General features: G+C 68.8%; 18 protein-coding genes. 11 read left to right on the top strand and 7 right to left on the bottom strand.

What is annotated here, in order from left to right:
* Positions 1 to 19: 19 nt before the first annotated feature.
* Together HUA76_RS31240 and HUA76_RS31235 are read right to left on the bottom strand one after the other, a co-directional pair.
* Positions 20 to 304, bottom strand: coding sequence for an antibiotic biosynthesis monooxygenase (locus HUA76_RS31240; protein ID WP_141646515.1), 285 nt, complete (start codon positions 302 to 304; stop codon positions 20 to 22).
* Between the two features lie 105 nt (positions 305 to 409).
* Positions 410 to 3481, bottom strand: coding sequence for a DNA translocase FtsK 4TM domain-containing protein (locus HUA76_RS31235; protein WP_174462892.1), 3072 nt, complete (start codon positions 3479 to 3481; stop codon positions 410 to 412).
* A gap of 203 nt (positions 3482 to 3684) precedes the next feature.
* On the opposite strand from HUA76_RS31235, the gene HUA76_RS31230 reads away from it, so the two are divergent.
* Genes HUA76_RS31230 through gatB form a run of 4 tightly spaced genes read left to right on the top strand, consistent with a single transcriptional unit; the run spans position 3685 to position 7277 of the window.
* Complete coding sequence (locus HUA76_RS31230; RefSeq protein WP_141646513.1) at positions 3685 to 4014, top strand: zf-TFIIB domain-containing protein; 330 nt, start codon at positions 3685 to 3687, stop codon at positions 4012 to 4014.
* A gap of 25 nt (positions 4015 to 4039) precedes the next feature.
* Positions 4040 to 4327 (top strand): Asp-tRNA(Asn)/Glu-tRNA(Gln) amidotransferase subunit GatC, encoded by a 288-nt coding sequence (gene gatC / locus HUA76_RS31225; protein ID WP_141646512.1) that lies wholly within the window; start codon positions 4040 to 4042, stop codon positions 4325 to 4327.
* Positions 4328 to 4347: 20 nt separating this feature from the next.
* Positions 4348 to 5808 (top strand): Asp-tRNA(Asn)/Glu-tRNA(Gln) amidotransferase subunit GatA, encoded by a 1461-nt coding sequence (gene gatA / locus HUA76_RS31220; RefSeq protein ID WP_174462891.1) that lies wholly within the window; start codon positions 4348 to 4350, stop codon positions 5806 to 5808.
* 29 nt (positions 5809 to 5837) lie between these two features.
* On the top strand, positions 5838 to 7277 hold the full coding sequence (gatB, locus tag HUA76_RS31215; RefSeq protein ID WP_174462890.1) for an Asp-tRNA(Asn)/Glu-tRNA(Gln) amidotransferase subunit GatB: 1440 nt from the start codon (positions 5838 to 5840) through the stop codon (positions 7275 to 7277).
* On the opposite strand, the gene HUA76_RS31210 is transcribed toward gatB, so the two are convergent.
* Positions 7278 to 8342 carry a carbon-nitrogen hydrolase family protein gene (locus HUA76_RS31210; RefSeq protein ID WP_174462889.1) on the bottom strand — a complete coding sequence of 355 codons (1065 nt, stop codon included), beginning with the start codon at positions 8340 to 8342 and terminating at the stop codon, positions 7278 to 7280.
* A gap of 62 nt (positions 8343 to 8404) precedes the next feature.
* On the bottom strand, positions 8405 to 9367 hold the full coding sequence (locus tag HUA76_RS31205; RefSeq protein ID WP_174454823.1) for an isopenicillin N synthase family oxygenase: 963 nt from the start codon (positions 9365 to 9367) through the stop codon (positions 8405 to 8407).
* Positions 9368 to 9545: 178 nt separating this feature from the next.
* Between HUA76_RS31205 and HUA76_RS45735 the strand changes: the two genes are divergently transcribed.
* Positions 9546 to 12083, top strand: a complete 2538-nt coding sequence (locus HUA76_RS45735) for a protein kinase (protein WP_254614600.1) — start codon at positions 9546 to 9548, stop codon at positions 12081 to 12083.
* A gap of 38 nt (positions 12084 to 12121) precedes the next feature.
* Here HUA76_RS45735 and HUA76_RS31190 read toward each other — a convergent pair whose 3' ends face one another.
* Positions 12122 to 12481 carry a hypothetical protein gene (locus HUA76_RS31190; RefSeq protein WP_141646507.1) on the bottom strand — a complete coding sequence of 120 codons (360 nt, stop codon included), beginning with the start codon at positions 12479 to 12481 and terminating at the stop codon, positions 12122 to 12124.
* A gap of 260 nt (positions 12482 to 12741) precedes the next feature.
* Between HUA76_RS31190 and rplU the strand changes: the two genes are divergently transcribed.
* The 6 genes from rplU to HUA76_RS45730 all read left to right on the top strand — a co-directional run bounded on the left by rplU (position 12742) and on the right by HUA76_RS45730 (position 18477).
* Positions 12742 to 13050: a 50S ribosomal protein L21 gene (rplU, locus tag HUA76_RS31185; RefSeq protein ID WP_141646506.1), complete on the top strand. Its 309-nt coding sequence runs from the start codon at positions 12742 to 12744 to the stop codon at positions 13048 to 13050.
* Positions 13051 to 13088: 38 nt separating this feature from the next.
* Entirely contained in the window at positions 13089 to 13361 is a 273-nt protein-coding gene (gene rpmA / locus HUA76_RS31180) for a 50S ribosomal protein L27 (protein ID WP_141646505.1), read from the top strand.
* A 129-nt stretch (positions 13362 to 13490) separates the two neighbouring features.
* Positions 13491 to 15011, top strand: coding sequence for a GTPase ObgE (gene obgE / locus HUA76_RS31175; RefSeq protein ID WP_174462888.1), 1521 nt, complete (start codon positions 13491 to 13493; stop codon positions 15009 to 15011).
* Between the two features lie 4 nt (positions 15012 to 15015).
* A complete protein-coding gene (locus HUA76_RS31170) occupies positions 15016 to 15696 on the top strand; it encodes an RNA methyltransferase (protein ID WP_141646006.1) in 681 nt (226 codons plus the stop codon).
* Between the two features lie 77 nt (positions 15697 to 15773).
* Positions 15774 to 16670, top strand: a complete 897-nt coding sequence (locus HUA76_RS31165) for an outer membrane lipoprotein carrier protein LolA (RefSeq protein WP_174462887.1) — start codon at positions 15774 to 15776, stop codon at positions 16668 to 16670.
* Between the two features lie 10 nt (positions 16671 to 16680).
* The gene (locus HUA76_RS45730; protein ID WP_371823541.1) at positions 16681 to 18477 is read left to right on the top strand and encodes a hypothetical protein; all 1797 of its coding nucleotides are present in this window, start codon (positions 16681 to 16683) and stop codon (positions 18475 to 18477) included.
* Between the two features lie 102 nt (positions 18478 to 18579).
* On the opposite strand, the gene rimO is transcribed toward HUA76_RS45730, so the two are convergent.
* Positions 18580 to 19977 (bottom strand): 30S ribosomal protein S12 methylthiotransferase RimO, encoded by a 1398-nt coding sequence (rimO, locus tag HUA76_RS31150; RefSeq protein WP_217440474.1) that lies wholly within the window; start codon positions 19975 to 19977, stop codon positions 18580 to 18582.
* A 32-nt stretch (positions 19978 to 20009) separates the two neighbouring features.
* Positions 20010 to 21122 carry a hypothetical protein gene (locus tag HUA76_RS31145; protein ID WP_174462886.1) on the bottom strand — a complete coding sequence of 371 codons (1113 nt, stop codon included), beginning with the start codon at positions 21120 to 21122 and terminating at the stop codon, positions 20010 to 20012.

Here is a 21122-nt window from a genome sequence, read left to right as displayed (position 1 = left end):
TGGGAACCCACAAGACGCCTCAGGTGCCCACCACCTCGTAGATGGCGAACGTCGCCCCGTCCTGCTCGGCGCTGGCCTCCTTGGCGCGCCGGAAGTCCTCCGACTGGAAATAGCTCCGCATCGCCTCCTTGTCCCGCCAGCGCGTCACCAGCAGGAGCTCCGGCGAGCGCTCGAAGGACCGCAGCACCTCCAGCCCCAGGAACCCGTCATGGGTGTCCACCCGCCGCGCGCGCTCCTGGAAGCGGGCAATCAGGCGCTCGGCCTCCTCAGGGGCGGGGCGGAAGCGGGAGATGGCGACAATCATGGGCGCTCACCTGGGCTGTCGTGAGGTGGGGGAAACGAAGAGGGGGCGCCCGGACCGCTCCGGACACCCCCACGATGAACAATCGGGGCCGCTTTCCTGGCGGCCCTACATGGCTCCGGCGCCGGGCATGTCGCCCACACCCCGGATGAGTACCTCGCGGGGCTTGGCGCCATCCGCCGCGCCCACCACACCGTCGCGCTCCATGCGCTCAATCATTCGAGCGGCGCGGTTGTAGCCGATGCGCATCTTGCGCTGAAGCATGGAGATGGAGACGGCCCGCATCTCGCTGACCGTCGCGAGCGCCTGGTCGTACAGCTCGTCGGACAGCTCGTCCTCTTCGCCACCAGACTCCACGTCCTCGTCGCGCGGCTTGAGGATGGACTCGTCGAAGACAGGCTTGCCCTGGGCCTTGAGGTGGTCCACCGCCTTCTTGATTTCGTTCTCCGACACGTAGGCGCCGTGCACGCGCTGCAGGTGCGCGCTCGTGGGCGGCATGATGAGCATGTCGCCCATGCCCAGCAGGGCCTCCGCGCCCACCGTGCCCAGAATCGTCATCGAGTCCGGCTTGGAGCGCAGCATGAAGCTGATGCGCGTGGGGAAGTTCGCCTTGATGACGCCGGTGACGACGTCCGTGGACGGACGCTGCGTGGCGACCATCAGGTGGATGCCGGACGCACGCGCCATCTGCGCCAGGCGCGCCACGTAGGTCTCCACCTCGCGGCTGGCCACCATCATCAAATCCGCCAGCTCGTCGATGATGACCACGATGTACGGCAGCTTCTTGAGCTCCTTCTTCTCCGGCTTGTCGCCTGCCGAGACGAAGGGCACGTCCGACTCGTCGTCGGCCTCGGCTTCCACCTCGGGCACTTCGTCCGGCGCGTCGGACCCCTGCGCCTCGTGCAGCTCGTCGTCGTCCCGAGGCACGGCCACGCCCAGTCCGTCCCCGCTCGAGGCGGGCTTGTCGCCGCCCTCCACGTCGAGCACGAGCATCTTCTTGGGCTTCGACTTCTTCTTCGGGGCGGCCTCGGGAGTGCCCGACGCGCCCTTCACCTCGGTGGCGGAGCTCTCCACCAGCTTGTTGTAGCCGGCGATGTTGCGCACGCCCGCCTCGGAAAGCAGCTGGTAGCGGCGCTCCATCTCCTCCACGGCCCAGCGCAGCGCGAGCGCCGCCTTCTTCGGGTCCGTCACGACGGGCAGGAGCAGATGCGGGATGCCCTCGTAGATGGAGAGCTCCAGCATCTTCGGGTCCACCATGATGAAGCGGACCTCCTCCGGTGTGGACTTGAGGAGGATGCTCATGATCATGGAGTTGACGGCCACCGACTTGCCGGAGCCGGTGGTGCCGGCGATGAGCAGGTGGGGCGCCTTGGCCAGGTCGAAGACATACGGCATGCCCTCGATGTCCTTGCCCACGCACATGGTCAGCTTGCTGGCGCTCTTGATGAAGGCGTCCTGCTCGGCGATCTCCTTGAGGTAGACGGTCTCCCGGTCCTTGTTGGGAACCTCGATGCCTACCACTCCCTTGCCGGGGATGGGCGCGACGATGCGCACGCGCATCGCCTCCATGGCCATGGCCAGGTCGTCCGCGAGCGCGGCGATCTTGCTCACCTTGATGCCCGGTCCCGGCAGGAACTCGTACATGGTGACGACGGGGCCGGGACGAATCTCCACCACCTCGCCGACGATGCCGAAGTCGGCCAGCTTCGCGCGCAGCTTCTCCGCCGTGGAGAGGAAGGCGTCCTTGTCCAGCTCGGAGCGCTCCTGCTTGTCGCACTCCAGGACGTCCAGCGGCGGCAGCGAGAAGCTCTTGCGGTCACCCACGAACTCGAACTGGTCCTGGGCCTTCTTTCCGGTGGGCGCGGCCAGCGCCTTGGGCGCAACGATGAGCGGCATGCGCGCCGCCGCCGGGGTGGCGGGCGCGGGAGCCGGGGCAGGGGCCTGCGCGACGGGCTGAGGCGCCGGCGCGGCGATGATGGGGGCCGCGGGCGCGGGCTCGTGGCTCTCCGGCAGCGCGGCGACGGGCGGCGTGCCCGGACCGGTGACGATGTTCGGAGTCTTCCGGCGGCTCCTCGGGGGCTCGACACCCTCGGGGACAATCGGGGTGGAGTGGGGCGCGGGCGCGAGGAACGACGCGGCCCAGGCCGGGTCCGCTCCGGGCGCGGGACGCTTCTCGGCGCGCAGCGCGAGCCTGTTGTCGGCGGGCAGGGCCGGCGAGGACGTGGGCGGCAGCGAGTCCGTCTCGGCGGGGAGCGGCAGTGCCTTGCGCTTCTCCCCCTTCTCGCGACCGTCCTTGAGGGCCAGCTTCGCGGCGAGGGCCTGCTCCTTCTCGTTCTGCCGGGCCAGGCGCACGGCCTCCTCGGCCATGGCCTCCGCCTCGGCGGCTTCGGCCTCTTCGGCGGCGCGCTCGGCCTCGGCCAGCTCTTCCTCATCCGCTTCGATTTGCGCGAGGAACGCGGCCTCCTCCAGCTTCTCCTCCGCGGCGCGCTCCTGACGGACCTTGTAGGACGCCTTCTGGGCCTCCCAGAAGACGTTCGCGGACTCGGCGACGCGGCGGCCCAGCACGCTCAGGCCCGCCCACACCAGCGAGCACAGCTTGAAGAACGTGTACTGCGTCCCGACGATGAGGGCGGCGGCGCTGATGGCCGTCACCAGGATGACGGTGCCGACCGTGGAGAACAGTCCCTCCATCACCCCACCCAGGCCGGCGCCCAGCGCGCCACCCGGCGGGTGCGCCCAGCCCTTGTCCCCGGCGAACATGAGCTGCGCCAGGACGGAGATGCTCACGGTCAGCAGCACGAGGCTGATGATTTGAGGACCCCGCTTGCGCTCGCGGCTGCCCACGAAGAGCACCATGGCCGTGTAGAGCCCACCTACGGGGGCCAGGTAGGCGCACACGCCCAGCATCCCTCGCAGCGTCTCCGCGATGAGGTGGCCCATGGGGCCCACCGCGTTGCGGAAGCCCGGTCCGACCCTGTCATGGGCGTCGAATGTGGCGACCGCCAACAGGGACAAGAGCGACGCCGCGAGCAGGAACACGCCGGTGATGGCACGCCCCGCGCTGCCGTCGCCTCCCTCGGCGCCCGCCTTCCGTCGCTTGTCCGCGAGCGCCTTGCGACGCGTCGCGATCTCCTGACGGGAGAGTACCGCCTTTTCCGCCCGACCCTTCTTCGCCGTCATGACCTTCTTCCCTCTGCGCGTCTCAGCCGCGTAGCGGGCTGTAGCAATGCCCGTCGCGAGTGTAGGGAGGGAGGGGGTCTGGTCAATTTTCCGGCAGTCGCTCCAGCCCGGGCGGAAGGTGCCGGACACGGGGCCTACATTTCGGCTGCACCCTCCACCAGAGGGGGTATGGTGCCGCCACGATTTCTTGGAGGAGCATCGCCATGGCAGACACCGACAAGCCGTCCTCGAGCGAGGAAGAGTACTTCGCCCGGGAGGACATCGAAAAGAAGCGCAAGCTGGCGCTCCAGCAGGCCGCGGAGACGGCGGAGAAGCAGCGCGAGGACCTCAAGAAGCTCCACTGGATGAAGTGCCCCAAGTGCGGCATGGACCTCCAGACGCTCAAGCAGGGCAACATCGAGCTGGAGACGTGCTTCAACTGCGGCGGCGTCTTCCTGGACTCCGGTGAGCTGGAGCAGTTGATGGCGCACCACGGCCACGAGGGCAGTGGCAAGGTGATGGGCGCCATCCTGAACCTCTTCAAGCGCAAGTAGTCACTCGCGGTCGGAGGCTCCACGCATGGCCCTCACGCTCGAGCAGGTGCGACATGTGGCCACGCTTGCGCGGCTGGCGCTGACTCCCGAGGAGGAGCAGCGCCTGTCCACGCAGCTGTCGGCGGTGCTGGACGCGGTGACGCAGTTGCAGTCGTTGGATGTGGAGAACGTGGAGCCCACGTCGCACGCCACGCTGACGGCCTCGCTCCTGCGGGAGGACGTGACGCGGCCTTCGCTGCCTCCCGAGAAGTCGCTGGCCAACGCCCCGGCGAAGTCGGGCACGTCCTTCGCGGTGCCCAAAATCATCGAGTAGTCCGAGGGGAGCCCCACGTCATGCAGCTCACGGACCTGACGATGCTGGAGCTCGCGGAGAAGCTGGCCGCGGGTCAGGTGTCCTCCGTGGAAGCCACCCGCGCGTGTCTGGAGCGCATCCAGCGGGTGGACCCGAAGATTCGCGCCTTCCTGCGCGTGGACGAGGCCGGTGCCCTGGCCGCCGCCGAGGCCAGTGATGCGCGCCGCAATGCGGGCACTCCGGCAAGTCCCCTGGACGGCGTGCCCGTGGGCCTCAAGGACCTCTTCCTCACCGAGGGGCTGGAGACCACCGCCGGCTCGCGCGTGCTGGAGGGCTTCGTGCCGCCGCTGGACGCGACGGTGGTGCGCCTGTTGCGCGAGGCGGGCCTGCCGCTGTTGGGCAAGCTCAACCTGGATGAGTTCGCGATGGGCTCCTCCAATGAGTCCAGTGCCTACTTCCCCACGCACAATCCCTGGGATGTGACACGCACGCCGGGAGGCTCCTCGGGAGGCTCGGCGGCGGCGGTGGCCGCGCGTGAGGTGTTCGGCGCGCTGGGTACGGACACGGGTGGCTCCATCCGCCAGCCCGCGGCCTTCACCAACACGGTGGGCCTCAAGCCCACGTATGGGCGCGTGTCGCGCTACGGCGTCATCGCCTATGCCTCGTCGCTGGACCAGCCCGGGCCGATGACGCGCACGGTGTCGGACGCGGCGGCGCTGCTTCAAATCCTGGCGCGGCATGACCCACGGGACTCCACGTCCGCGCCGGTGAAGACGCCGGACTATTCGGCGGAGCTGGAGCAGGGCGTGCGCGGGCTGAAGCTGGGCGTGCCGCGCGAGTACTTCGCCCAGGGCATGGAGGAGGAAGTGGAGGCCTCCGTGCGCGCGGCCTTGCGCGAGTATGAGCGCCTGGGCGCGACGCTGGTGGACGTGTCGCTGCCGCATACGAAGTACGCGCTGGCGACGTACTACCTCATCGCTCCCGCCGAGGCGTCCAGCAACCTGGCCCGCTACGACGGTGTGCGCTACGGCCTCAGGGCCAAGGACGCGCGCGGCCTCAAGGAGCTGTACTCGCTGACGCGCGAGCGGGGCTTCGGGCCGGAGGTGAAGCGCCGCATCATGCTGGGCACCTACGCGCTGTCCGCCGGCTACTACGACGCCTACTACCTGCGCGCGCAGAAGGTCCGCACCCTCATCCGCGAGGACTTCACGCGCGTCTTCCAGGAGGTGGATGCGCTGGTGGCCCCCATCTCCCCAGTGGCGCCGTTCAAGCTGGGCGAGAAGGTGGATGACCCGCTGTCCATGTACCTGATGGACGTCTACACGCTGCCCTGCAACCTGGCGGGCGTGCCGGGCCTGTCGGTGCCCTGCGGCTTCACGAAGGCGGGGCTGCCGGTGGGACTCCAGATTCTGGGACGGGCCTTCGACGAGGCCCTCCTCTTGCGCATCGCTCGGGCCTTCGAGCGCGAGCACGACTTCTTCCGCCGCCTCGCGCCCGTCTAGGGCACGAGGTCCGCATCGGTGACACCGCCATGCCCGTGAGCGATTTCCAGCCCGTCATCGGCCTCGAGGTCCACGCGCAGCTCCTCACGCAGTCGAAGATTTTCTGCGGCTGCTCCACCGCGTTCGGCGCGGAGCCCAATCGCAACACCTGTCCGGTGTGCCTGGGCATGCCCGGCGTGTTGCCCGTGCTCAACGAGCGCGTCGTCGACTTCGCCATCCGTACGGGCCTGGCGCTCGAGTGCCGCGTCAACGCGAAGAGCGTGTGGAGCCGGAAGAACTACTTCTATCCGGACCTGCCCAAGGGCTACCAGATTACGCAGTACGACCTGCCCATCTGCGAGTACGGCAAGCTGCTCATCGACACGCCGCAGGGCGAGAAGCTCATCCGCGTGCGCCGCATCCACATGGAGGAGGACGCGGGCAAGAGCGTGCATGACGCGGGCGGGGGGCAGAGCCTGGTGGACCTCAACCGCGCGGGCGTGCCGCTGCTGGAAATCGTCAGCGAGCCGGACCTGCGCGACGCGGACGAGGCGGTGGAGTACCTCAAGGCGCTGCGCGACGTGCTCGTGTACCTGGGCGTCAACGACGGCAACCTGGACGAGGGCAGCTTCCGATGCGACGCCAACGTGTCGGTGATGCCCAAGGGCTCCGACACCTATGGCCAGCGCTGCGAGCTGAAGAACCTCAACTCGTTCCGCTTCGTGAAGCAGGCCATCGAGTACGAGATTTCGCGGCAGGTGGATGTCATCGAGTCCGGCGGGAAGGTGGACCAGGAGACGCGCCTGTGGGACGTCAACAAGGGCGTCTCTCGCTCCATGCGCAGCAAGGAGGACGCGCACGACTACCGGTACTTCCCGGAGCCGGATCTCCCGCCGCTGCACGTGACGACGGAGGTCATCGAGGCGGTGGGCCACGAACTACCGGAGCTGCCTCGCGCGAAGCTCCAGCGCTTCGTGAGTCAGTACGGCCTGCCCGCGTATGACGCGCGCATCCTCACCGCGGAGCGCCCGCTCGCGGACTTCTTCGAGGCGTGCGCCGAGCGCTACCCCGACGCGAAGAAGCTCTCCAACTGGTTCCTCGGGGAGCTGCTGCGGCTCTTGAAGGAAGAGGGCTCGACGGTGACCTCGGTGCGCTTCACGCCCGTGCAGTTGGCGGAGTTGCTGGGCGCGGTGGACCAGGGCACGGTGTCCGCGAATGCGGGCAAGGACGTGCTGGCGGAGATGTTCCGCACGGGCCGCTCGGCCTCGGACATCATCGTGGAGAAGGGCCTCGCTCAGGTGAGCGACACGGGTGCCATCGAGGCCGTGGTGGACGACATCCTCGCGAAGAACGCGGGCGAGATTGAGAAGTACCGCGCGGGCAAGAAGCAGGTGTTCGGCTTCTTCGTGGGCCAGGTGATGCGAGCCATGAAGGGCAAGGGCAACCCCGCGCTCGTCAACGAGCTGCTCAAGAAGAAGCTCGGCGACTGATTACGCGGGACACGCGGGCACGGTGACGTGGAGCACGTCCTCGTCCCGTGGGTTCTCCGCGCGCGCGAGCACCCGTGGCTGTGCATCGTCCGTGCGTTCGAGGATGAGCGAGGGCGCCTCGAAGTGGTTGTCGAACAGGCCTCCTACGAGCTGGGCCGTCACGGTGTAGCGGACCCGGCGGAAGCTGGAGAGCTGGGAGGCAAGGCCCTCGTCGAACCACTGCTCGCTTCCCGCGCGTGGGTTGTCTCCCGTCGAGTCGAAGGGCCACGGTGAGTCCCACGGCCACGGGTTGGCGGATGGGTGGGCGAGGATGTCCGCACCCAAGGCGTCCAGGTACTGCGCGCAGGGGACGAACCAGGGTTCCTTCGTGGTGTGGGGCTTTCGGAAGGCGTCGTAGCCCAACAGCGTTCCCAGTCGGCCGAAGGGTGTGGCGAGCACGGTCAGGTCCTCGGGCCGTCCGGGGCTCAGGTGCAGCACGTCCTCGCGCCCGGGCACCAGGTTCACCTTGCGCGTCACCGCCACGCAGTGGCCCTCGGGGTTGAAGGTGTGGCTGGTGTTGTACGTGCGCGCGCCTCGGGGCTCGAAGTCCGGGGTGCCGAATCCTCGCCTGTTGTCCGGGAGCAACGCGCTGCCCGCCACCACCCACAGGCCGAAGTCCCGGGCGATGCCGGAGAACGTCTCGTGCACCACGCGATGCACGCGGGCGGCGAGCGCGGCGTAGAGGCACTCTTCTCGCGTCGGAGGCTGGAGTGTTCTCCAGGCGCGCCACATTGGCCCCCACTCGGCCAGCGCCACTCGCCGCATGGCGCTTCGAGTCGTCGTGTGGCGCCGCACGCGGGGCAGGTGGCCCATCATCCCCAGCGGCGCGCCCACCAGCTCTGGCCACACCGCGAGGGCGGGATGAAGAGGACGGCCAGAGGTGTCGCGCGCCCGCAGGCCATCGATTCGTGCCGCGAGCGCACGGTGCTTCGCGGTGAAGGCAGCGGGGGACGCGTAGTCCTCGAGCGCGATTCGGGGCTGGAGGGCGAACAGCTCGACGTGCGTGGGGGAGAGGGCGTCGTCCACGAATGGGCCAGGGCAACCGGTGGGGCGCGAGCTTGCGCCGTCCACCGGGCGGAAGCGTGTGCCTACTTCAAGAGTCCGTTCTCCCGCAGACGCTGTTGCAGGAAGGCGCCCGCGGTGATGGGCGCGTGGCGGGCCGGGTTGTCCGGCGTCTCGGTGCTGGGCAGCGGCTTGAGCACGCAGTCCGAGAACGGATGCACGAAGAAGGGCAGCGAGTAGCGGACCGTGTCCTCGTCCGTGCTCTTCGGATTCACCACCCGGTGCGTGGTGGCGGGGATGACCTCGTTCGTCACGCGGCTGAGCATGTCGCCGGAGTCCACGACAATCTGCCCGCGCAGCGTGTCCACGGGCAGCCACTCGCCGTCGCGCGTGAGCAGCTCCAGGCCGGACGCGGTGCCTTCGCACAGCAGGGTGATGAGGTTGATGTCCTCGTGCTCGGCGGCGCGGACTCCACCCGGGATGAAGCGCTCGCGCAGCGGCGGATAGTGGATGAGCCGCAGCACCGAGTTGCCGTCGGTGGCCATGTCACTGAACGTCGTGCGCGCCACGCCGAAGAACTCCGCCAGGGCCTGGAGCATGACGCCGGCGGCGCCATCCAGCTCGCGGAAGAGCGACAGGGTGTTCTCGCGGAAGGAGGGCACTTCCCCGGGCCACACGTTGGCGCCGTAGTCCTTCAGGTACGGGTGGCCGGCTGGAAGCTCGCGGCCCACGTGCCAGAACTCCTTCAGGTCCCCCACCTTGCGGTCCTTCGCGTGCTCCTTGCCGAAGCCGGTGTAGCCGCGCTGGCCCGCCAGTTCCGGCACCGCGTAGCGCGTCTTCACGTCCTCCGGGAGCTGGAACAGTCGCTCCACGTCCGAGTAGGTGCGGCGGATGAGCGCGTCGTCGATGCCATGGCCGACGATGGAGACGAAGCCGAACTCCCTCAACCCCTCACCGAAGACTTGTACGAAACGAGCGCGCTCGGTGGGTGTGCCGCTTCGGTAGTGGGACAGGTCGAGGAGGGGGATGCGGCGTGAGGTTCCGGACATGGGCTGCGCACTCTAATCGAGCGTGATGGATTGTCGGCATCGACAGCGTCGGCCGGCGGACCGTCTTCATGTACCGCGGCGCTGGCTTGCGTCACACCAGCCGACATCCTCGCGGGCCGCCAGTGGTCAGCTCGGGACGGGAATGTCCAGATTAGCAGGGCAGGCCCGGGGGAGTGGCATGGCCGAGGTGAGCAGCGGTGATGCGTGCGAGGCGTGCGGCCAGCGACATGGGTCGGCGACGTCTTGCTCGACACTGGTTCGCGCGGAAGGAGAGGGGCCGGCGCCCAGGCCGAGGTGCCCCGTGGCGAGCGAGGAAGCAGACCCCTTGGTGGGCGCTCGTCTGGGCAGCTTCCGACTGGTGCGCCGATTGGGGCGCGGCGGCATGGGGACGGTGTACCTGGGCGAGCACGTGTCCATCGGCAGTCGGGTGGCGGTGAAGGTCCTGCACGAGCACCTGGCCATGTACCCGGAGCTGGTGCAGCGCTTTCACGCGGAGGCTCGGGCCGTCAATGTCATCGGCCACGAGAACATCGTCAGCATCTTCGACCTGAACGCGGGGCCGCCCCGGCCGTACCTCATCATGGAGTACCTGGACGGCGCGCCGCTGTCGGCTTGGGTCGGCACGCCGCTGCCCGCACCGGCGGTGGTGTCGGTGCTCTCGCAGGTGTGCGACGCGCTCCAGGCCGCGCACTTGAGTGGAATCGTCCACCGCGACCTCAAGCCGGACAACATCTTCCTGGTGCGGCGCGGGCGGGGCACGCCCTTCGTGAAGGTGCTCGACTTCGGCATCGCGAAGCTGGCGGATGCGAACATGCCGCAGACCCACGCCGGCATCATCGTGGGCACACCCGAGTACATGGCCCCGGAGCAGTCACTCAGTCGTCGCGTGGACGGGCGCGCGGACCTGTATGCGTTGGGCGTCATCGCCTATCAGCTGGTCACCGGGCGCCTGCCCTTCGAGGACGAGGGGCTGACGGCGCAGCTCGTGGCCCATCAGATGCGGGCGCCGCCGCCGCCTCGCTCGGTGCATGCGGCGGTCCCCGTGGCGTTGGAGCGGGTCATCCTGCGGACCCTGGCCAAGGCGCCCGAGGAGCGGTACGCGACGGCTGCCATCCTGCGCGCGGCCCTGGAGGGAGCGCTGGCGGAAGAGGCGCGTGCGCGCACGAAGCCGGCGCGTCCTCCCGGGACTCCGCCAGCGCCCGTCAGGACGGTTCCTCCCGCTATCTCACCGGAAATCGTCGTGATGGAGGACGCCATGGCGCCCTGGTCGCCGGCGCCTCGGCCCGTGTCTCCGGGGTGGGCCTCGTCGCCTCCGCGGAGTGCGCCGGTAGCGCCTCCGCGTCTGGCTCCTCCGGGGCCTGTCGCGAGTCGTGAGGGCGCCGCGCGCGCGGGCATGCCCGTCGGCGCGGGGACACCGCCTTCGCCAGTGGCCGTCGCGAGTCGTGAGGTGGGTCCTCGCGCGGGCATGCCGTTCGGCGCGGGGACACCGCCTTCGCCAGCGGCCATCGCGAGTCGTGAGGTTGGTCCCCGCACGGGCATGCCCGTCGGCACGGGGACACCGCCTGCGCCAGTGGCCATCGCGAGCCGAGAGGGCGCTCCGCGCGTGGTCATTCCCGTCGGCCTGGGGACGCCGCCTGCGCCAGTGGCCATCGCGAGCCGAGAGGGAGCTCCGCGCGTGGGCGACCCTGTCGGCATGGGGGCACCGTCCGCGCAGGCTCTCGTGCCGATGTCCGTCGCGAGTCGTGGCGGTGTTCCGAGCGTGGGCGCAGCCCTCGGGAGTGGGACTCCTTCATCGAGGGCACGCACGGTGGAGCTGCCGGTGCGCGTGGTGTTGCGGCCCGGGGAGACGCCGGTGTGGCTGACGGGCTCGGACCTGTCGCGCGGAGGGCTGTTCCTGCGCAGCGAGGGGGTGCTGCCACCCATCTTCGCGCGGCTGCCCATGGTGCTGGAGCTGGACTCCGGGCCGCAGTCCGTCGTCTGCGAGGTGGTGCGCCACGTTCCGGAGGAACAGGCTCGCGTCTGGGGCATGGCCACGGGCTTCGGCGTCCAGTTCGTCGAAGCCACGCTGGCGCTCAAGGCCTCCGTGGACGCGCTCCTGCGAGCAGGTCCCAACCGCCGTCCACCTCCTCCACTCGTGCCCATGGCGGACGACGCGGAAGCCGCGCACGTGCTGGAGTCGTACCGGACGCGGCTCGCGGGGGACCACTACGCGGTGCTGGCCGTGCCCCCTGACCTGGAAATGGGCGCCCTGCGCACCCGCACACGCGAGGCCCGTGGCTCCTTGGAGTCGCTGCGCCAGCGGCCTTTGTCACCCTCGCAGTGCCTGCTGCTCGACTCGGTGCTGGGCCGGCTGCATGAGGCCGGAGACGTCCTGGGCACGGTGACTCAGCGGGCGCTGTATGACGCCTGGCGGGGCAATCACCGAGGTGTCGCCCGATGTCTGGAGGCGGGGCTCACGTCGGAGCAGCTCGATTCCCTCCGGCGGGAGTTCCTCGCGCGCAGGCCCCAGTCCGCGGGGATGGCGCGTGTGCACTATCTCTCCGGCTCCGCGCTGGAGCGTGAAGGGCAACTGTCGCGTGCCCTGGAGACCTACGAGCGGGGGCTGGCGCTGGACCCGCTCGAGTCGAGCCTCCACCACCGTTACCGCACCGTCCGCCGGGCGCTGGATGCTCGCGGCGCCTCGGAGCGCACCAACGACAGGACCCGACCTTCCTGACGGAAGACCGGGCCCGGTGAAGCGCGAGGAGCGGGCGACTACCCGCCAGCGGCGGCGGCGCAGGTGGCGCTGATGCCCTCGGTGCGGTCGAAACAGTCGCTGAACTGGTCAATCCACTCCACTTCGCTGCCCACCCTGCAGTCCGGCAGATCCTGGATGCAGTCGGCCAGGTCGCTCAGCCGGTCCTTGTCGCTGTCCGAGCAGGCATCCAGCGCGTCCTCGCAGACGCCCTTGTCGAAGGTGTCCTCCTCCTCACCCCCCGTATCCGTGCCGCAGGCCGACACCTTCTCCTCCAGGGCCTTGTTCGCGTCCTCCAGGTCATCGCAGGCGTTTCCGCCGCAGCCGGCGCCGAACAAAAGGGTGACGGCGGCCATCAGGCCGAACATGAATTTCTTCATTGTGGAATTCCCCCCCGGGGGACAGTCAGATTGGTTGGACGGTGATCGGCCGGGCTTGCTCTGGCCGGACCATCAGGTAGGGTCGCCCTTTCCCAGGGGCAATCTGGACTGCCGGACGAGATGATCCAGCAACCGTCTTGACTCCCCAGGGCATCTCCCGTAAATCCGGCCGTCCTTTGCGCCACAGGGCGGTCCGTCCGTCCGAAATGCGCGGCCGATTCCACGGGTTGACCCAACCCGAAGCTGACAGGGGTTAGACGATGTACGCAGTGATTCGCACGGGCGGAAAGCAGTACCGCGTCGCCGAGGGCGATGTCCTCCGGATCGAGAAGATTACCGGCGACATCGGGGCCGAGGTGTCCTTTACCGATGTCCTGCTGCTGGGCGGCACGGATAGCCCCAAGGTGGGCCGTCCCACGGTCTCCGGCGCTCGCGTCGTGGGCAAGGTGCTCGCGCAGGACAAGCACCGCCGCGTCCTCCATTTCCGCAAGGAGAAGGAGGGCTGGACCCGTCGCCGTGGCCATCGCCAGCCGTATACCGAGGTGAAGGTCACCTCCATCTCCGGCTAGTCCGGACGGTTTCACCTCAACTTCAGGAGCAAGGTGTCATGGCCCATAAAAAGGGACAGGGTTCTTCGCGAAACGGTCGCGATTCCAACCCGCAGTACCGCGGCGTGAAGGTGTACGGCGGCCAGGAAGTCTCGGCTGGCAGCATCCTGGTTCGCCAGGTCGGCACGGTCATCCACGCGGGGTCGAACGTGAAGCTCGGCCGCGACTTCACCCTCTATTCGGTGGTGGACGGCATCGTGAAGTACGAGCGCCTGGGCCGCGACCGCAAGAAGGTCTCGGTCTATCCGGCCGCCGAGCAGGCCAGCGCCTGACGGTAACCCGGCCTCACAGGGCCGGTCGCCGCGAGGCATCCACGAGCGGGTCGCTTCTCCAGTCCACGCGCCCTTTCCGGCGCCCAGGACGCGAGGCGGCCCGCTCTGCGTTTTTCAGGAGACGCTTTCATGAAGTTCGTCGATGAGGTCCGCATCTTCGTGAAGGCGGGCGATGGCGGTAACGGCTCCGTGTCCTTCCGGCGTGAGAAGTTCATCGAGCGCGGTGGGCCCAATGGAGGAGACGGCGGCAACGGTGGCTCCGTCATCTTCGTGGGAGACCCCCAGCTCACCACGCTGCTGGACTACCGCTATCAGCAGCACCACCGCGCCAAGAATGGCGAACACGGCATGGGCAGCGACTGCAACGGTCGCGCGGCCGACGACATGATCCTCCGCGTGCCGGTGGGCACGCTGGTGAAGGACCACCACACCGAAGAGTTGCTGGTGGACCTGAGCGAGCCGGGCCAGCGCTGGGTGGCGGCCAAGGGCGGGCGGGGTGGGTTGGGCAACATGAACTTCGCGACCTCGACGCGGCAGACCCCGCGCTTCGCCCAGGACGGGACGAAGGGCGAGGAAGTCACGTTGCGGCTGGAGCTGAAGCTGCTGGCGGACGTGGGCCTGTTGGGCTTCCCCAACGCGGGCAAGAGCACGTTCATCTCGCGGGTGAGCCGGGCCCGGCCGAAGATCGCCGACTACCCGTTCACCACGCTGGTCCCCAACCTGGGCATGGTCCAGTACAAGAACGACCTGTCGTTCGTGATGGCGGACATCCCCGGCATCATCGAGGGCGCCAGCGAGGGCGTGGGTCTGGGGCACCAGTTCCTGCGCCACGTCGAGCGGTGCAAGGTGTTGATCCACCTCATCGACATGGGCGCGGAGGGTGAGGGCCGCGAGCCGCTGCACGACTTCGACGTGCTCAACCGTGAGCTGGCGAAGTACAGCGCGGAGCTGGCGAGCCGGCCGCAGGTGGTCGCCGCCAACAAGCTGGACCTGCCGGATGCGCAGGCGCGTCTGGAGGCGTTCCGCGAGGCGCTGCGCGAGCGCGGCATCCGCGTGTACCCGGTGTCCTGCGCCACGGGCGAGGGCATGCCGGCGCTGATGGACTCGGTGGCGGAGGTGCTGTTCACCGGTCGCACCGAAAAGCTGCATGTCGAGGCTCCGCCCCGAGCGAAGGGCGCGAGCAACAAGTCCGTGGCCAAGGCCGCGATTGCCAAGGTGCGCGAGACCCTCTCCAAGGGTACCGCCGCCGTGGTGAAGGCGACCGCCGCGAAGCTGGGGCGGGCGAAGAGCGCTGCTGTGAAGAGTGCTCCCACGAAGCAAGGCAGTGCGAAGGGAGCTCATGTGAAGACGACTCTGGTGAAGCAGGCCGCGGTGGCGAAGGCGGCGACGAAGGCTTCGGCGAAGAAGAGCGCTGGGGCGAAGAAGGCGGCGGCGACGAAGGCCCCCGCGAAGAAGGCCGCTGCCGCGAAGAAGGCTCCGGCGAAGAAGGCCGCTGTCGCGAAGAAGTCCGCGGCGAAGAAGGCTCCGGCGAAGAAGGCCGCTGCCGCGAAGAAGTCGACGACGAAGGCCGTGGCGAAGAAGGGCACCTCGGCGAAGAGGGCCTCTGCCGCGAAGAAGCCCGCGTCGCGCAAGTCAGGCGGAAGGGGCTGAGACGATGGCTGGCGGCGGTCCTCGGTACGAGCGCTTCGAGAAGGACAAGTTGGAGCCGGAGCAGTTCCTGCTCGATGTGCGCAAGGAGAAGATCGACCGCGTCGTCAGCCAGCGTACGCGCAACTTCACGGTCGTCCTGGACCGGCTGGAGGACAGCTTCAACATGGCCGCGGTGCTACGCACCTGCGAGTCCATGGGGGTCCAGGAAGTCCACGTCGTCATCAACCCGGAGGCACCCTTCCTGCCGAACTCGAGGGTGGCTCAGGGCTGCGACAAGTGGCTGGACGTGAAGCTCTACAAGTCCTTCGGCGAGTGTCGCGAACACCTGAAGTCGCGGGGCTTCCAGTTGTACGCCGCCGCCATCCGTGACGGTGCCACCAGCCTGTATTCGCTGCGCTTCGACGGGAAGGTGGCCATCGTCCTCGGCAACGAGCGCTACGGGGTGAGCGACGACGTGCTCAACGCCGTGGACGGGACGTTCTGGATTCCGATGCGGGGCTTCAGCCAGAGCCTCAACATCTCCGCCGCTGCCTCGGCGTGTGTCAGCCGGGCGATTGCCTGGCGGGATGAGCACCTGGCGGGGGGCTCTGGAGACCTGTCGCCGGACGAGGCGCAGGAGCTCCGCGAGCGCTTCTACGTGCTGGCCATCAAACAGAGGAAGCGGATCTTCAAGAAGCAGCCATGAATGCCGGCCCCCCGGGGCGCGTCGGTATGGGGTAGATGGACGCGGTGGGCCTACCCGGCCCCCTGGAGACGCACGCCATGTTCCTGGAAACCCTGCTCGCCACGCTCCTGTCCGCGCAAGCGGTGCCCCAGACCTCCTCCTCGCAGGCCGTCCCCACGCAGCCCGTCCTGGTGGCCCAGGGCGCGCCGGCGGGCGCTGGAAAGCCCACGGTGCCGCCTCCCACGGGCGGCGCGGCCAAGGCTCCCGCAGCCCAGCAGGGCGTGAATCCGGTGACGCCCGCCGCGAAGCCGCCCGCCACCGAGTCAGGCAAGCCGGCCACGACGCCCCCTCAGAGCGCGCCGGACACGAAGCCCGCCGTGAAGGCCACGGCGCCGATGACGCCCGAGGTGAAGTCCCTGGTGGACCGGATGCAGGCCTTCTACGAGAAGACCGGCGACTTCAAGGCGGGCTTCCGGCAGGACTACAAGTACAAGACCTTCCGGCGCACGCAGACGTCCGAGGGTGTCGTGTCCTACAAGAAGCCCGGGCTGATGCGGTGGGAGTACCAGAAGCCCTCCGTGCGCACCTTCGTGCTCGCCGGCAACAAGATCTACGCGTACGACCCGACGGCCCAGTCGCTCACGGTGGCCAACGTGGACACGAGCCAGCTCTCCGCCTCGGTGACGTTCCTTTTCGGACAGGGCAGGCTCGCGGACGAGTTCGCCATCAGCAAGGGGGCCTGCAAGGACTGCAAGGGCACGCTGCTGGTGTTGGATCCGCTGAAGGTGGAGCCCCGCTTCAAGCAGGTCCGGCTGGAGGTGGACCCCGCGTCGGCGCAGGTGCTGAAGAGCACCGTGGTGGATCCGGACGGCAGCGAGAACACCATCTCCTTCCTGGACCTGAAGACGAACGTGGGCATCTCCGCGGACAGCTTCAAGATGGACGTGCCGGACGACACTCGCGTGGATGACTTCACCAAGCAGAAGAAGCAGTAACCTGCGCGCCGTGCGCGGCGCGTTCCTGCTCTGGGTGGGTTTGAGTGTGGTGGGGGCTGGGTGTCACCGGGAGGTGGCGTCCGGCCCTTCACGTTCCGAGGGACTGACGGGGCGGACGCTGCCGCTGCTGGCGTCGCCAGCGCTGCGCCTCACCGTCGCGGGGAGGCTCGGGACTCGTGTCGTCCCGGTGGTGCTGGACGTGGCGAGGCCCTTGTCGATGGTCTCCCAGGAGTGCTTCGACGGAGGTCCTCCCGCGCCTGATGGCACCGTGCGCGCACCTGAAATCGCGGGAGGCTTCAGGGCCTGGCCGGTGGTGCCGCTGCCCGTGCTCACCGTGGGAGGGGCTTCGGTGCCGCTGCGCACCGCGGGGCTGTCGGGTGAGAAGCCCTGCTCATTGACGCTGGGTTCGGACGTGCTGGAGCCCTATGCGCTCACGGTGGATCCGCTGCGGCGAGAGGTGACCTTCACCGCGTCGCGTCCGCGTGAGGCGCAACCGGCGGCGGAGGTGGCTTCGGATGCCGCGCGGGAAGTGCACCGCGTGGAGCTCAGTCGCGAGCCGGTGGGCGACTGGCCCCTCCTGGCGGTGCGGGTGTCTCAGGGGGAGGCGGAGCTCACCGGACCCTTCGTGCTCACCACGCGCGAGCCCTTCTCGCGCATCGCGGTGGGGCCCGCCGAGGCGCAGGGGCTGCAACCCTTGGAGACGGTCGCGCATCTGCCGCCGCGCACCTTCGCGGTGGACTCGGTGGACGTGGCGGAGGGCGTGGGCGCGCGGCCGCTGGTGGTGGAGGCGGCGGGACGATGGGACTCGCCGAGCAGCCTGGGACGGCTGGGGCCTGACGTGTGGGGGCGCTTCACCGCGACGCTGGATGCGAAGGGCGGGGTGCTGGTGCTGCGGCGTCCACGAGTCCGAGCAGTGGACGAGACTGAAGTGGGTTCGGTGTCATCACCACGGGCGGGGAGGGCGGAGGGACCCGATGCGTCCGCGACTTCACCACGGTCCACGACGACGGAAGGCGCAGGAGGGATGGGGGCGAGCGCATCCTCGACGCCGTCCGCGGGGACAGTCGGTGCCGCACCAGTGCCTTCAGGGGGCACTGCCTCGTCTCCGTCACGCTCCACGACATCCCCTGCTGCGACAACTGGCACTGCACCAAGGGCTTCGGGCACCGCTTCACCTTCGCCCGAGTCACCAGCACGGCCCACGGCGTCGGCGGCCCCCACGGCGCAGGCTCCTGGTGGCACCTCGCCCTCAACATCGTCGGAGCCGGCACGTCCGGCGACTCCGAGCCCTGTCGCCAGGCGACAGCAGTGCACCGATGCGCACGGCGTCTTCAGCGAAGAGGCCTGCTACGGCCTGCACGTGCGCAAGGAACCCGAGGGCGGCATCTCCGTGGTGGGCGCGGTGTTCCGCGACCTGCCCGAAGGCGGACGCCTCCATTTGGAGCCAGTGGGCGCGGATGGCCAGCGGTTGGAGTCCGGGTGCGGAATCGGCCTGAGCTTCCCGGCCACCAGTCGCGGTTTGACGACTCAGCACCGCCTGCCGTGGCCGTCGCTCGCACATGCCCTGCCCGTGTGCCACGCGGCGCTCGTTCAGGCGCGAGGCTTCAACCTGGCGCTCTTCGAGGAGGGCAGTCAGCCTGAGTGCCCCACGGCGTGCGCCTTCGTCACCGAGACGTCCTCGCGCCGCACGGTGTGCGAGTGCCAGCCCACGCCCCTGGGAGAAGGGGTCGCCGCGCCATCCCGCAAGGCACCGTCTCGCGAACCACCGCGCGAGGAGCGCGAGCTGGAGCCGGAAGATCCACGGTAGCTCCAGCGCTCCGCACCCAGCGGTTCAACACTCCGCTGGATACCTCCGACGAACTCCCGGGCCACTTCGCGATTCACGCGGCGGCGGCCCGGGAAGAACCACCTACTCCAGCCGGGTCACAGGCCGGGGCGCGGGCACCAGCTTCACCGGCGCCGGGTGCGCGTCGCGAGCGGTGTGCTGCCGCTGCTTCGGGTCCGGGCGCTCCACCACGCGAGCCACCAGGTCGTAGTCGTGCGCTTCCGTCACCTCCACGGTGACCAGCTCACCCGGGTACGCCAGGCCGTCGTTGATGTAGACGAGCCCGTCGATGTCCGGCGCCTGACCCTGGTGCCGACCCACGAGCAGGTGCTCCGTCTCCGGCGCGGGGCCTTCCACCAGCACCTCCAGACGCTTGCCGACGAGCTTCTTGTTCTGCTCGCGGTTGATGCGCTTCTGGATGGCCATCACCTCGCGCCACCGGCGCTCGATGGTCTTCTGCGGCACCTTGTCCGGCAGGTCGAACGCCGCCGTGCCTTCCTCGTCGGAGTACTGGAAGACGCCCAGGCGCTCGAAGCGCTGCGTCTTCACGAACTCCTTCAACATCTCGAAGTCCTCTTCCGTCTCGCCCGGAAGGCCGACGATGAGCGAGGTGCGCATCACCAGCCCAGGCACGCGCTCGCGCAGCTTCGTCAAGAGGCCCTTGAGGAACTCCGAGTTGCGGCCACGCTTCATCGACAGGAGCAGCTTGTCGCTGACGTGCTGCACCGGCATGTCCAGGTAGCGGGCAATCTTCGGCTCCGACGCCATCACGTCGATGAGCTCGTCCGGGAACACGCGCGGATAGGCGTAGTGCAGCCGAATCCACTTCACGTCCACCTGCACCAGCGCCTTGAGCAGGTCATGCAGCTTCGGACGGCCCGGCAGGTCATGCCCGTACGCCGTCAGGTCCTGCGCGACGAGGTTCAGCTCCTGCACGCCGCTGTCCGCCAGTCGCCGGGCCTCGATCATGATGTCGTCGATGGGCCGCGAGCGCTGTCCACCACGCAGCGTGGGGATGATGCAGAACGCGCAGGCGTTGTCGCAGCCCTCGGACACCTTGAGGTACGCGGTGTACTTCGGCATCGAGTTGATGCGCGGCGTGTTCGCGTCGTGGATGTAGTCGGGGTCCGGAATCACCTGACGCGGAGAGGCCTCGGCCGCCAGCAGGTCGCCAATCTGGGCATAGGCGCTGGTGCCCAGGAAGTGGTCCACCTCCGGCATCTCCTTCGCCAGCTCCTCGCCGTAGCGCTGGGACAGACACCCCGTCACCACCAGGGTGCTGCAGCTGCCCGACTTCTTCAGCTCGGCCATCTCCAGGATGGAGTCCACGGACTCCTGCTTGGCGGGACCGATGAAGGCACAGGTATTGACGACGATGACCTGGGCCTCGGACGCTTCCTGCACCAGCGTGTATCCGCGGTGCTTCAACGTGCCGAGCATCACCTCGGAGTCCACCCGGTTCTTCGGGCAGCCGAGGGTCATCATGTACAGGTTCTTGGTTGGTTCCACCGCGTCTACCTATTTCCAAGCTCGGTTCGCGTGAAGTGGTCACCACTCCAGGCAAAGTTCATGGTCGCGCCGTTCGAGTAACGGATGGTCAACCCGTCCTCTTCATCCAGCTCCACCGAGGAGGCTCGCCCCAGGGCGCACGTAGCAGCCGGCCACTCGAGCACCCGAGCCGCCGTCTTCCCCGTCACGATGTAAAACCCCAGTCGAAGCTCCTTTTCGGCGTCACATTGACCCGCGACGGCATAGGGATTCTTCCCGGAGAGCACCGTAACGACCGGTCGCCCGTCCGGCAGGCTCAACGTGTCTGGCACATTCACGTTCACCGACGCGGCCTTCAGCGGGTCCGTCACCACCAGCTCGCGCAGCGTCTCCGGCGTCAGCTCCTCGTCACCCTGCGCCCAGGCCGGATAGCTGAGCAGGTCCCAGCCCAGCCAGCCCGTGGCCGCGGGCTCCAGCGCGGTGACGTGCTCCGGCGGCTTGAGCTTGAGCGCCTTGCGCGGCTCGTCCGGCAGCCTCAGCGCGTCGCCGACCATGGTGCCGCTCTGGCAGTTGGAGACAGGCACCGCCTTGGTGCCCGCGCCGTCCTGGTCCTCGTAGGTGATGCACAGGTCCATCACCATCGGGTCCCGAGCGGAGAAGCGCGGCAGCGCGCGCACCGGCACCGCGGCCACCAGCGACAGCGTGTTGCCCCGACGCTCCACCGCGCCATTCACCTTCTGCTGCGCGAACTCCGGCGTGCCGCTGTCCGCACCCGACGCGCGCTTGCCGTCGAAGCCGAAGCGCCACGTGTAGCCCGTCGTCAGCGGCCCGGTGTCCGGGAAGTAGATGGACAGCGTGAGCACATCGCCCGCGAGGAGCTGATCATCCTTGGCGTCCACGCCCACATAGAGCGTGTCCTTGCGGAAGCCCACCTTGGCGGTGAAGGACGCGCTGGCGCCTTCGGTGTCCAGGGACTTGAGCGCCAGCGGCGAGGTGAAGCCCTTGAGGCCTCCCTGGAAGCGCGGCGGCTTGGTCATGTTGGGCACCGGCCGTGACGGACGGGGCGCTTCTTCCTGGGCGGAGGCGATGGCCGGAACGCAGAGCATCCAGCAGAGGGACAGGGCAGCAGCGGCTCGCAT

Origin of the sequence: Myxococcus sp. CA056 (genome assembly GCF_013336715.1) — a bacterium.
Taxonomy (GTDB): domain Bacteria; phylum Myxococcota; class Myxococcia; order Myxococcales; family Myxococcaceae; genus Myxococcus; species Myxococcus llanfairpwllgwyngyllgogerychwyrndrobwllllantysiliogogogochensis.
The sequence above is the reverse complement of the archived record's forward strand: the minus strand, read 5'-3'. Positions and strand labels throughout refer to the sequence as shown.